10 protein-coding genes and 1 pseudogene are annotated in these 12,044 nt (G+C 69.3%); 7 read left to right on the forward strand and 4 right to left on the reverse strand.

The window, feature by feature from the left end; genetic code table 11:
* Nucleotides 1-21: 21 nt before the first annotated feature.
* A complete protein-coding gene (locus ADE01S_RS23440; RefSeq protein ID WP_062684143.1) occupies nucleotides 22-3,753 on the reverse strand; it encodes a DUF748 domain-containing protein in 3,732 nt (1,243 codons plus the stop codon).
* Nucleotides 3,754-3,924: 171 nt separating this feature from the next.
* Here ADE01S_RS23440 and moaC point away from each other — a divergent pair, with 171 nt between their 5' ends.
* The 5 genes and pseudogenes from moaC (at nucleotide 3,925) to ADE01S_RS23465 (ending at nucleotide 6,941) form a co-directional block, all read left to right on the forward strand.
* Nucleotides 3,925-4,413, forward strand: a complete 489-nt coding sequence (gene moaC, locus ADE01S_RS23445) for a cyclic pyranopterin monophosphate synthase MoaC (RefSeq protein WP_062684144.1) — start codon at nucleotides 3,925-3,927, stop codon at nucleotides 4,411-4,413.
* Entirely contained in the window at nucleotides 4,394-4,645 is a 252-nt protein-coding gene (locus ADE01S_RS23450) for a MoaD/ThiS family protein (protein ID WP_062684145.1), read from the forward strand. The genes moaC and ADE01S_RS23450 overlap by 20 nt, the downstream gene beginning before the upstream one ends.
* A 5-nt stretch (nucleotides 4,646-4,650) precedes the next feature.
* Nucleotides 4,651-5,103 (forward strand): annotated as a pseudogene (locus ADE01S_RS23455) (molybdenum cofactor biosynthesis protein MoaE); the annotation flags it as partial.
* A gap of 107 nt (nucleotides 5,104-5,210) precedes the next feature.
* Nucleotides 5,211-5,732, forward strand: coding sequence for a molybdenum cofactor biosynthesis protein B (gene moaB, locus ADE01S_RS23460; RefSeq protein WP_062684146.1), 522 nt, complete (start codon nucleotides 5,211-5,213; stop codon nucleotides 5,730-5,732).
* A gap of 3 nt (nucleotides 5,733-5,735) precedes the next feature.
* The gene (locus ADE01S_RS23465; protein WP_062684147.1) at nucleotides 5,736-6,941 is read left to right on the forward strand and encodes a molybdopterin molybdotransferase MoeA; all 1,206 of its coding nucleotides are present in this window, start codon (nucleotides 5,736-5,738) and stop codon (nucleotides 6,939-6,941) included.
* Here ADE01S_RS23465 and mobA read toward each other — a convergent pair.
* From mobA to ADE01S_RS23480, 3 genes are read right to left on the reverse strand one after another with little or no spacing between them, the layout of a single operon-like run.
* Nucleotides 6,926-7,561 carry a molybdenum cofactor guanylyltransferase MobA gene (mobA, locus tag ADE01S_RS23470; RefSeq protein WP_255220871.1) on the reverse strand — a complete coding sequence of 212 codons (636 nt, stop codon included), beginning with the start codon at nucleotides 7,559-7,561 and terminating at the stop codon, nucleotides 6,926-6,928. The genes ADE01S_RS23465 and mobA overlap by 16 nt on opposite strands.
* Nucleotides 7,554-8,657, reverse strand: coding sequence for a GTP 3',8-cyclase MoaA (moaA, locus tag ADE01S_RS23475; protein WP_062684148.1), 1,104 nt, complete (start codon nucleotides 8,655-8,657; stop codon nucleotides 7,554-7,556). Before moaA ends, mobA begins: the two co-directional genes overlap by 8 nt.
* A 35-nt stretch (nucleotides 8,658-8,692) precedes the next feature.
* Nucleotides 8,693-9,772: a substrate-binding domain-containing protein gene (locus ADE01S_RS23480; protein ID WP_062684149.1), complete on the reverse strand. Its 1,080-nt coding sequence runs from the start codon at nucleotides 9,770-9,772 to the stop codon at nucleotides 8,693-8,695.
* A 142-nt stretch (nucleotides 9,773-9,914) separates the two neighbouring features.
* On the opposite strand from ADE01S_RS23480, the gene ADE01S_RS23485 reads away from it, so the two are divergent.
* Both ADE01S_RS23485 and ADE01S_RS23490 read left to right on the forward strand, forming a co-directional pair.
* A complete protein-coding gene (locus tag ADE01S_RS23485) occupies nucleotides 9,915-10,472 on the forward strand; it encodes a formate dehydrogenase subunit gamma (RefSeq protein WP_062684150.1) in 558 nt (185 codons plus the stop codon).
* On the forward strand, nucleotides 10,469-12,040 hold the full coding sequence (locus ADE01S_RS23490; RefSeq protein WP_062684151.1) for a formate dehydrogenase beta subunit: 1,572 nt from the start codon (nucleotides 10,469-10,471) through the stop codon (nucleotides 12,038-12,040). The genes ADE01S_RS23485 and ADE01S_RS23490 overlap by 4 nt, the downstream gene beginning before the upstream one ends.
* Nucleotides 12,041-12,044: the final 4 nt, after the last annotated feature.

The raw sequence follows: 12,044 nt of genomic DNA on the forward strand, positions 1-12,044 counted from the left end.
CGCCATCGGGACCAGCCTGGTTCACTTCAGGGAGAAGTCCACGCGCGAGGGCAGCCCCTCGTCCTTGATGCCATCGGCGTCCAGTTGCGGCGCAACGATGAACACCCGTTCCGCGAGTCCTTCCTGGGCTTGCAGCTTCTCATAAACCGCCTGCGCGCGGGCATCCGCCAATTGCCGCAGCTGCTCTTCGCCGACGGGCGCGACGCCGCGCAGCATCTCCTCCATCTGCGCGGCCGGGACCGACTTGGCCATGCCGATGAAGTTGCGCGGCTTATCCTTGATATCCGCGTCATCGTAGACCTCTTCGAGGTACTTGGCGCGCTCGGCGGCCGACACCTGGACGCCGGCCGGGTTCGGCTTCTTGCCGCGCGGCGCCGTGTCGGCGGCCTTGGCGGCGCGGATCTGGTCCTCGATCCAGGCCTGGCGCAGGCCTTCCATGTCGGTCTTGGGATCGGCGCGGCCGCTGATGTCCATCTTCAGCGCCGGGCGGTCCGTCAGCGCCTTGATCAGCGTATCGATGCGCTGCTGGCTGTCGTCGGTCAGCGCCGCGCTGCCGGGCGCGAACTCGACGTAGGAGAGTTCCTCGCCGCCGCCGAAGGCCGAGGCCAGCAGGCTGAAGGGCGAGGTCACGGCCTTAACCACCAGGTTCATCAGCACGCGGACGACGATTCCGCCCACCGAGAACTCGGGATCGTCCAGCGATCCGGAAATCGGGAGGTTGATGTCGATGTTGCCGCGCGAGTCTTTCAGCAGGGCCACCGCGAGCAGCACGGGCAGCTTGGTGGCGTCGGGGCTGTTGGTCTTGTCGCCGAAGGTGAGCTGGTTGAGCACCACGTGGTTGGTGGCCTGCAGCGCGCGGTCCTTGATCTTGTATTCCAGGTCGACCGAGAGCTTGCCGCGCTTGATCGGATAGCCCACGTATTTGGCGGAATAGGTGTTGAAACGCGGCAGGTCCACGCCCTTGGCCGTGGCCTTCAGGTCCAGGGTGAGGTATTTGGCGAAGGGCTGCACGATGCCGCTGATCGACAGCGGCGCCGTGGTGTAGACGCGGCCGGTGACCTTGACCTTGGCGGGCTGGGGATTGGTGGACGAGACCGCCGTGATCGACCCTTCGATGCTGGACAGTTCGGCCACGTAGTTGGGCTTCACGAAGCGGTCGGTGAAGGTCATGCGGCCGCGATTCAGGGTGACGCTGTTGACCGAGATGTCGGGCATGGCGCTGCCGGCGCCGCCCTTGGCGGGAGCGGCCGGCGGCGGCGCGGCGTTGCGGCCCGGGGTCTGCGTGTCCTGCGTGATGGATCCGCCGGCCTGGCCGGGCGCGGCCACCAGGTCCATGACGTTCAGCCGACCCTGCGCGTTGAGCAGCACGCGGCCGTAGAAGTCTTCCAGCGCGATGTCGCCCAGCTTGGCGCCGATCTTGTCGCCGGCCACCGAGATGTCCATGCCGGAGAAGCCGAGCCGCTTCCAATTCAGGAAGTCGTCGTTGTTGACCCGGTCCTGGAGGTCCACGCCCGTGATTTCGACGCCGCCCTTCCAGCCCGCCTTCATCGGCGTATTGCCGGCCGCGGCCGCGAATTCCGCGTTGCCCTTCGCGCCCAGCGTGATGGCGCGCACGGTGGCGTTCAGGCTCGACGCCGCGTACGGCGCGAAGGAGGCCACATTCAGTTCCGACAGGTCCACGGAGGTTTTGACCGTCAGCGGCTGCGGCGTGAATGCGCCCTTCAGGTCCAGCTTGCCGTTGCCCTGGATGCCGGCGGCCGCCAGTGTGAAGTTGCTCTGGCCCGGCCCCATGGCGAGCCGGTCGGCGGTCACGCGCAGGCTCTGCAAGGCGATGTCCAGCGCGGGCTTGAGGGATTCGTCGCGCGCCTTGAACTGGGTCAGGTCGGCCTGCACCGCGGTCGCGGAGGCGTCCACGGCGCCGTTCAGCTCGCGCACGTGCACCTGGGCCGCCGCGGCCAGCCGGCCGTCGAGCAACGTGATCGGCGCCGCGCTGCGCACGGCCGGGGCCAGCGGCGCCAGCGCCACGTTGCCCAGGCGCACGCCCAGCTCCAGCGACAGCGGCTTCAGGACCAGCGGCCCCTTGGCGCGCAGCCAGCCGCCGTCGGTGCTGTTGTCCATGGTCAGCCACAGGTTGATGGGCTCGTCCTTGACCTGCGGCAGCGCCACGCCCTCGACCGTGGCGGCCAGGCCGGTGATGACGTAGTCCAGCTTGCTGATCGCGTCGGTGACGTACAGCTCGCCTTCATGCAGGTTGAAGGCGTCCAGGGTCACCTTCCATTCCCCGGACGCGGGCTCGGGCGCTGGCGCGGCCGGCGCGCCCCCGTCGGCGGGAGCGGCAGGCGTAGCCGCGCCATCGGCGGGGGCGGAGGGAGTGGTCGGAGCGGCCCCGTTGGCGGGGGCGGCGGGCGCGGTCGCGGCCGGAGTGGCCGCCTGGTTGGACGCAGCGGGAGCGGTCGCGGACGCAGCAGGCGCAGTCGCGGCGGGAGCAGCCTCCCTGGCGGACGCAGCGGGCGCGGTCGCGGCAGGAACCGCTTCCTTGGTGGACGCAGCGGGCGCGGTCGCGCCGGGCGCGGCGGGAGCGGCGCCATTGGCAGGCGCGGCGGGCGCCGCCTGGCCCGCGGGTTTCAGCCCGCTGGCCTTCCTGAGCTTGTCGGCCACCGGCGTGGCGGTCGGCTCGACGCCGCCCAGCTGCTTGAGCTGGGCCACCACGTCCAGCCAGTTCAAATGCTCGTTGGCGTGGCGCCGCACGTGGATCTGCGGCGCCCAGAGCCCGACCTCGCCCACGTAGACGCGGCGCGCGATGGGTTCCAGTTCCAGGCGGCTGACGGTCAGCGCGCTCCAGGCCGCCAGGCCCTGGCCCTCGGTATCGCGCAGGTCGAGCCGGCGCAGCCCCAGGTCGCCCACGACGCGGATCTTGGGCGGGGCGTCCTTGGGCTGCTCGAAGACCACTTGCAGGTTGGAATCCAGCAGCGCGCTTTCCACCTTGAACGGCAGCGGCATGGGCCAGACGTCGGCCCACTTCTCCAGCTGCAGGCCGTCGAAGGCCACCCGCAAGGTGGACGACGGCACCACGTCGAACGGACGCGCCACGCCGGTGAGGTCGAAGGGGCTGCCGTTGATCCGCAGGTGCAGGCGGGGCTGGACGTCGATATCGGTGGCGTACCCGAAGGTGGAGATGAACGGCACGCCCACGCCCAGCTCGTCCACGACCTGCTTGCGGCCCGTGACCTTGTCGTCGAGCGTGATGGAGCCGTTCTCGATGACCATGTTGTTCAGCGAGAAACGGGGCAGGCCCTCGTCCGGCTTGGGCGGTTCTTCGGGCTTGGCGGCCGTCAATTCGGCCACGCGTTGCTGAATATCAGAGAAATTGAAGCGCGTGACGTCTTCGCGGACGATGGCGATGTTAGGCTCGCGCAGCGTCAGTCGATCGACGACTGGCGCGAACCAGAACAGGGAGGTCCAGGCAGCGCTGGCGTCCAGTTCCGCCAGCGTCAGCAGCGGGGTCTGCGAGCCGGGCTGGGCCACGGCGAGGTCTCGCGCGCGGATGGTCAGCGTGAAGGGATTGAACGTGATCTTGCCGACGGAGACGTCGCGCCCGATCATCTTGGAGACGTCTTGCGTCAGGACATTGCCCAGGATCTTGGGGACCTGCCAGGCGGCGACGCCGAAAACAACCAGTATGAATGCCGCGATGCCCAGAAGAATTTTGCCGACCCGGCGTGTGAACCGAAGTTTTGGCATCCGCAAGGGCATTGCGCGTCTCCTGATACGAATTGAAGGCCGTGCGATCCCGTCCTTCTAATGACTACAGGCGCGATTATCGCGCCCCCTGCACCGCTCGTCTATCATAGGCGTATCAGCGGCCGTGCCCGGCCAGCCGGGGCCGCTCTTTTCAATCATTAACAATTATCGCTCCCGATCCTCATGTCCACGTCCACCCCTACCTTGAGCCACCTGGATGAAGCCGGCCAGGTCCGCATGGTCGACGTCATCGCCAAGACGGATACCGAGCGCGTGGCCATCGCCACCGCCGCCGTGCGCATGAACGCCGTGGCCTACGGCCTGCTGACCCAGCCGGGCCAGGGCAAAGGCGAGGTCCTCAATACCGCCCGCGTGGCCGCCATCCTGGCCGCCAAGCGCTGCGCCGAGCTGATCCCGCTCTGCCACAGCCTGCCGCTGTCCTTCGTCGGCGTCGAGTTCGCGCTGGACGACGACGCGCACCGCATCGACATCCTGGCCACCTGCCGCACCAGTTACAAGACGGGCGTGGAAATGGAAGCCATGACGGCGTGCAGCGTGGCGGCGCTGACCATCTACGATATGTGCAAGGCCGCCGACAAGGGCATCGTGATCGAACATGTTCGCCTTAAGTACAAGGCGGGAGGAAAAAGCGGTGAGTGGCGCAACGATTAATCTTCTCTACTTCGCGCGCGTGGCCGAGCTGGTCGGCAAGCGCTCCGAATCCTGGCCCGTGGAAGGCGATTCCACCGGCGCGCAACTGCTCGCGGCCCTGGGCGAACGCTATCCCCAGCTGGCCCCGGCGGCGCGCCTGAAGCTGGCCATCAACCAGACGCACGCCAAGCCCTCCGCCCCCATCCGCGCGGGCGACGAGGTCGCGGTTTTCGAACCCGTCACCGGAGGGTGAACGCCATGATCAGCGTCCAGGAAGCCGATTTCGACGGCGCCGCGCTCACGGCCGCGCTGCGCGAGCGCGCCGGGCCGGGCGTGGGCGGCATCGTCACCTTCGTGGGCTACGTGCGCGACTACGCGCCCGATTCGCCCACCGACACGCTCTTTCTCGAACACTATCCCGGCATGTGCGAGCGCGAGCTCGAAGAGATCGCCGCCACCGCCCGGGCCCGCTGGAGCCTCGACGGCACCGTGATCGTGCACCGCGTCGGCGCGCTGCCGCGCAACGCGCAGATCGTCTTCGTGGCGGCGGCCAGCGCCCACCGCGGCGACGCCTTCCGCGGCTGTGAATACATCATCGACGCGCTCAAGACGCGCGCGCCCTTCTGGAAGCGCGAAACCCTCGCGGACGGCGGCAGCTTCTGGGTGGAACAACGCCAATCCGACCAGGACCGCACGCAGTCCTGGGATGAAAAGGCCCCCACGCCGCACGCTACGCGCTTGCTGCCCCCCGAGGGGGCCGTTTTTGCCTCGGGGCGGCCCAGCGGCAAAAAATCCTCAACGACAAAGAAGGAGCATCCATGAGCGACGAAAGCCCCGTTTCGCTGGCCTGCGCCGTGCTGACGGTCAGCGATACCCGCAGCGCGGGCGACGACACGTCCGGCAACCTGCTCGCCCAGAACCTGGCCCGGGCCGGCCATCAATGCGTGCGCCGCGACATCGTCAAGGACAACGTCTACCAGATCCGCCGCATCCTGAGCGACTGGATCGCCGACCCCGAAGTCCAGGTCATTCTCACGACCGGCGGCACCGGCTTCTCGCACCGCGACTACACGCCCGCGGCCGTGCTGCCCCTGCTGGACCGTGAAATTCCCGGCTTCGGGGAGCTCTTCCGCCAGATTTCCCATACCGAGATCGGCAGCTCCACCATCCAGTCCCGGGCCTTCGCCGGCTCCGCCAACGAAACGCTGATCTTCTGCCTGCCGGGCTCCAACAATGCGTGCGAGACCGCCTGGGAGCGCATTCTCCTGGAGCAGCTCGACAGCCGCCATCGGCCCTGCAATTTCGCCACCCATTTCAAGAACCGCGAAGAAGACAACTGACCCATGCTGGATTTCGATCAAGCCCAGACCCTGCTGGCCAACGCCGCCGGCCCGTTGCAGCGCCACGAGGAAGTCAGCCTGGCGGACGCCGCCGGCCGCGTGCTGGCCGGCGATCTCGACGCGACCGTGGACATCCCCCCGGCCGACAATAGCGCCATGGACGGCTACGCGCTGCGCGCGGCCGACTGGGGCGCCGGCGTCCGGCTGCCCATCCAGCAGCGCTGCTACGCCGGCGACGTGCCCGAGCCGCTCAAGCCCGGCCATGCCATCCGCCTGTTCACCGGCAGCGTGATCCCCGACGGCGCAGACACCGTCGTCATGCAGGAAGACACCACGGAAGCCGACAACCAGGTCGAAATCTCGCGCCCGCCCAAGCCCGGCCAGCACATCCGCCGGCGCGGCGAGGACACCCTGGCCGGCGCGCCGCTGCTGGCCGCGGGCACGCTGCTCGAAGCCGCGCACGTGGCGTTGCTGGCCTCGCAAGGCCTGGCCAGCGTGCGCGTCTTCGGCCAATTGCGCGTAGGCATCCTGACCACCGGCGACGAGCTGGTCCTGCCCGGCCAGCCGCGCGCGACCGAGCAGATCTACAACTCCAACGGCCCCATGCTGGCCGCGCTCGCGCGCGGCATGGGCGCCCTGCCCGTTCACGTCCTGCACGCTCGCGATACCGAGGAAGACCTGCTGGCCGCCTTCAAGACGCTGCTGGCCGACTGCGACCTGGTGCTGAGCGTGGGCGGCGTGTCGGTCGGCGAACGCGACCTGGTCAAGCCCGCGCTGGCCGCGCTGGGCGGCGAGCTGTCGCTGTGGAAGGTGCGCATGAAGCCGGGCAAGCCGGTGGCGCTGGCCAACATCGGCGGCAAGCCCGTGGTGAGCCTGCCCGGCAATCCGGTGTCGGCCTACGCGGTGTTCGCCATGCTGGTCACGCCCCTGGTGCGCCGGATGCAGGGCCGCGAAACGCTGTTCCCGCCGATCAGCCAGCTGCCCCTGCGCACCGAGCATCCGCGCCAGGACGCCCGCGAGGAATTCCTGCGGGTGCAGCGCCGCGTCGCGGACGACGGCAGCGCCGAGCTGGTGCCTTACGGCCATCAGGGTTCGGGAGTGATCAGTTCGTTGCCCTGGTCCACCGGCCTGGCCCGCCTGGCGGCGGACGTGCTGGTGCAGGACGGAGAGCGGGTCGCTTATTACGACCTGCGTCACTGGCTGGCGTAGCGTTCCGCCGCCGCCAGTTCTTCGGGCGTATTGACGTTCACGAAGGCCTCGGGCGCGTCGTCGAAGCGGGCTTCGACGCCGCCCATCCTGGCCTGCCACAAACCCACCTTGCGGTCGCCGCCTCTCAGGTAGCCGAGCAGGTCGGGCAATAGCGAGGCGCGCACGGCCATGCAGGCCGAATGCCGCTGGCCGCCGGCCACGGCATAGACCAGCGGCGCATCCGCGGACCGGGCCGCCGCGACCAGCCTGGCGGCCAGGTCGGACGGCAGGAACGGCGTGTCGCAGGGCGCCACCACCAGCCATTCCGCACTGCCGGCCACGGCCAGCCCCGCGGCGATGCCCAGCAGCGGCCCTTGCCAGACGCCCAGTTCCGGCTCGCCGTCGCGCACGACCTCGCCGTAGGGGGCGTAGCGCTCCGTGTGGCGGTTGGCGCTGATGATGAGCCGGCCCACCTGGGGCGCCAGGCGGCGCGCGACGTGCGCCACCATGGGTTCGCCGCGTAGCATGACCAGCCCCTTGTCCTGCCCGTTCATGCGGGCGCCCTGCCCGCCGGCCAGGATCAGGCCGGCAATGCCGGCCGCGGCGGACGCCGCGCGGGATTCAGCCGCCGAGTCAGCCACCGATATAGCTCATTTCGATCTTGCGCGACGGATCGGCCATGTTGCGGCCGCGCTGTTCCGAATAGTTGTCGCCGCGCGCGGCCCAGATGCCCGACAGGATGCGCGCCAGCTCGTCGTCGCTGGCCCCGTCGCGCAGCGGCGCCCGCAGGTCGTGGCCTTCGTGCGCGAAGAGGCACAGGAAGAGCTTGCCCTCGGGCGACAGGCGCGCGCGCGTACAGCCGCCGCAGAAAGCGTGCGTGACGCTGGAGATGACGCCGATTTCGCCCCCGCCGTCCAGGTAGCGCCAGCGCTCGGCCACGCGTCCCATCTCGCCGTCGACCACGGGCTCGATCGGGTGGACGGCGCCGATGCGGTCCAGCACCTCCCGGCTGGGCACCACCTCGGCGAGGTTCCAGCCGTTGGTATTGCCCACGTCCATGTACTCGATGAAACGCAGGGTGTGGCCGGTGTGACGGAAGCGCTCGGCCATGGGCAGGATCTGGCCGTCGTTCAGGCCGCGCCGCACCACCATGTTGACCTTCACCGGCGCCAGGCCGGCCTCGGCCGCGGCATCGATGCCGCGCAGCACGTCGTCCGGCGTGAAGCCGCTGTCGCTCATGCCCTGGAACATGGCCGGGTCCAGCGCATCCAGGCTGACGGTGACGCGGGTGAGCCCGGCGCGCTTGAGTTCGGCGGCCTTGCGCGCCAGCACGCTGCCGTTGGTGGTCAGGGTGAGGTCCAGCGGGCGGCCTTGCGGGGTGCGCAAGCCGGCCAGCATGCCCACCAGGTTTTCGATGTGCTTGCGCAGCAGCGGCTCGCCGCCGGTCAGGCGGATCTTCTCCACCCCCAGCCGCGTGAAGATGCCCGCCAGCCGGCTGATTTCCTCGAAGGAAAGCAGCGCCGAATGTGGCATGAACGTATAGCTGCTGTCGAACACCTCGCGCGGCATGCAGTAGGTGCAGCGGAAGTTGCAGCGGTCCGTGACCGATATCCGGAGATCGCGCAGGGGCCGCGCGCGCAGGTCGAGCGCGGGCTGGCCGGCGGGCGGCAATTCCCCGGGCGCGGCGAGGGCCTGGCGGCCGCCGCGGTGATCGGCAAGGAGTATCACTTTGCTCATGGGGACATCATATCCCGGCGGAGGGCGCCCGGCGCTCATGGGAACGCCTCTTCCAGGGTTTGCAGCCGGCCGGTGTCGCGGGCGTCGTAGCCGACGAGCTGGCCGACGTAGCCGACGTAGTCCGGGCTGCGCATGATGGACAGCAGGTCGCGCATGGCGGGCGTTTCCAGCGAGGACTTGCGGATGGCGAAGAAATACCGTTCGCGCACCAGGGGAATGAAGTCCAGCCCGAAGCGGCAGGCGGCGGTTTCGACCCCCATGCCGGTGTCCGCCATGCCGCTGGCGATGTGCGCGGCGATGGCCATGTGGGTGAACTCGTTGGTTTCATAGCCCTGGACTTCGCCGATCGAGACCCCGGCGCGTTGCAGCATCAGCCCTACCAGGTAACGGGTGCTGGAGCCAATCTGGCGGTTGACGAAGCGCACGTCGGGGCGCGCCAGGTCCGCCATGCCGCGTATGCCCTTGGGGTTGCCGGCCGTGACGAACAGGCCGGCGTTGCGCACCGCCAGGTGGATGAGCATGTATTCGTCCGCGTGCAGCCACTGCGCGTAGCGCTCCATGATGGGCGCCTCGAAGTCGCCCAGCGGCACCTGGAAACCGGCCAGATCGCATTCGTGGCGTTCGAGCGAGGCCAGCGCCTCGATGGCGGTGCGGTAGCGCAGTTCCAGGCCGGGCTTGCGGCTGCCCATGTGCTGCATCAGCGATTCCACCGCGAAGCCGTGGCTGGCATGCAGCCGCAGGTGCGGGCCGCTTTCGGGCAGCAGGCGCTCCAGCTCTTCCTGCAGTTCCGACGCCATGCTGTCCAGCGTGGGCATCAGGCGCGCCTCGATGCGCCGGTTGGCCCACAGCAGGCGCTGCGCGAACGGCGCGAGCTGGGTGCCCTGGCGGCGGTTGGTGATCAGCAGCTGCGTGCCGAAGATCTCCTCGAAACGGCGCAGCACGCCCCAGGCATGCCGGTACGACAGTCCGCAGGCGCGGCAGGCGCCGGCGATGTTGCCGGTGGCGTCGATGGCCGACAGCAACGCGAGCATGTCCTGCAAGGGCACGGGCGCCGATTCGCCGTCGCCGCCCAGCGTCCATTGCGGCCGCAGGCCGATGCGGAATTTATATGTCATTTATTTCTTATTGAACGCGTTCATTTACCCCGCTAGAGTACACAAATAACGCGACGGACGGGCATTTTATATGCACATGAAAACATATAAAAACCCCAAAAAGCATCCGTCCCAGACAACAGCAACGCAGGAGGAGACCGACGTGCAACAGCGCGAGGCAACATCCGATCTGGCGTCCAGCGGCGGCGCCCGGGGCGGCCAGATGGCCCTGGACGCGGCCCAGGCGTCCCCCACCCCGGCCATCGCGGCCACCGCCCGCATCCTCGCCCGGCTGAAGGATCAGCCCGGCCCCCTGCTTCCGGTGCTGCACGCCGTGCAGCACGAACTGGGCTGTATTCCGGCCCCGGCGGTGCAGACCATCGCCGAGGCCCTGAACCTGTCCCGCGCCGAAGTCCACGGCGTCATCACCTTCTACCCGCATTTCCGCACCGAGCCGCCGGCGCGCCACAAGCTGGAGGTCTGCCGGGCCGAGTCCTGCCAGGCCATGGGCGGCGAACGCCTGGCCGAGCATGCGCGCGCGGCGCTGGGTTGCGATTTCCATTCCCGCACGCTCGACGGCGAGTTCTCGCTGGAGCCGGTGTACTGCCTGGGCCTGTGCGCCCAGTCGCCGGCGGTCATGATCGATGGCCGTCCGCAGGCCCGCGTCACGCCGGACAAGCTGGACCGCCTGCTGGCCCGGACCCGGGAGGCCAGGTCATGAGCGCCCCCATCGTCATCTACGTGCCGCGCGACGCGGCCGCCCTGGCCATGGACGCGGACGAGGTCGCCCGCGACATCGAGCGCGCCGCCGACGAGCGCGGCCTGTCCGTGCAGATCGTGCGCAACGGGTCGCGCGGGCTGCTGTGGCTGGAACCGCTGGTCGAAATCGCCACGCCGCAGGGCCGCATCGCCTACGGGCCGGTGCAGCCCGAGGACGTGGCCGGGCTGTTCGAGGCCGGCTGGCTGACGGGCGGCGAGCACGCGCTGCGCCTGGGCCCGACCGAAGAGATCCCCTATCTGAAGCACCAGGAACGCCTGACCTTCGCGCGCGTCGGCGTGACCGATCCCCTGTCCTTGCAGGACTACGCCGCGCACGGCGGCCTGCAGGGGCTCAAGCGGGCGCTGGCCATGGAGCCCGGCCAGATCATCGACGAACTGGTGACCTCCGGCCTGCGCGGCCGCGGCGGCGCGGCCTTCCCCACCGGCATCAAGTGGAAGACCGTGGCCGCGGCCGCCGCCAGCCAGAAGTACATCGTCTGCAACGCCGACGAGGGCGACTCCGGCACCTTCGCAGACCGCCTGCTGATGGAAGGCGACCCCTACGTGCTGATCGAAGGCATGACCATCGCCGGCCTGGCCGTGGGCGCGACCTACGGCTACCTCTACGTGCGCTCCGAGTACCCGCAAGCCATCGAAACGCTGGAAGCCGCCATCGCGCGGGCCCGCAGCGTGGGCTGGCTGGGCGAGGACGTGCACGGCAGCGGCCGCCGGTTCGACCTGGAAGTGCGCATGGGCGCGGGCGCCTACATTTGCGGCGAGGAGACTTCGCTGCTGGAGAGCATCGAGGGCAAGCGCGGCGTGGTCCGCGCCAAGCCGCCGCTGCCGGCCGTCTCGGGCCTGTTCGGCAAGCCCACCGTCATCAACAACGTGATCTCGCTGGCCACCGTTCCCATCATCCTGGCCAAGGGCGCGGCGTACTACCGCGACTACGGCGTGGGCCGCTCGCACGGCACGCTGCCCTTCCAGCTGGCGGGCAACCTCAAGCACGGCGGGCTGGTGGAAAAGGCTTTCGGCCTGACCCTGCGCGACCTGCTCTACGGCTTCGGCGGCGGCAGCGCCTCGGGCCGGCCGCTGCGCGCGGTGCAGGTGGGCGGCCCCCTGGGCGCCTATCTGCCCGAATCGCAATGGGACGTGCCGCTGGACTACGAAGCCTATATCCGCATCTCGGCCATGATCGGCCACGGCGGGCTGGTGGCCTTCGACGACACCGTCGACATGGCGCGCATGGCGCGCTACGCGATGGAGTTCTGCGCCATCGAATCCTGCGGCAAGTGCACGCCCTGTCGCATCGGCTCCACCCGCGGCGTGGAAACGCTGGACAAGATCGCCGCCGGCGGCCCCGACCGCGAGCAGCAGGTGCACCTGCTGCGCGACCTGTGCGACACCATGCTGGCCGGCTCGCTGTGCGCGCTGGGCGGCATGGCGCCCTACCCCGTGCTGTCCGCGCTGAACCACTTCCCGCAGGACTTCGGCATCGAGTCCTCCCAGCCTGCCGCGCATGCGGCCTGAACCC

Origin of the sequence: Achromobacter denitrificans NBRC 15125 (assembly GCF_001571365.1) — a bacterium.
In the GTDB taxonomy this organism is placed as follows: Bacteria; Pseudomonadota; Gammaproteobacteria; order Burkholderiales; family Burkholderiaceae_B; genus Achromobacter; species Achromobacter denitrificans.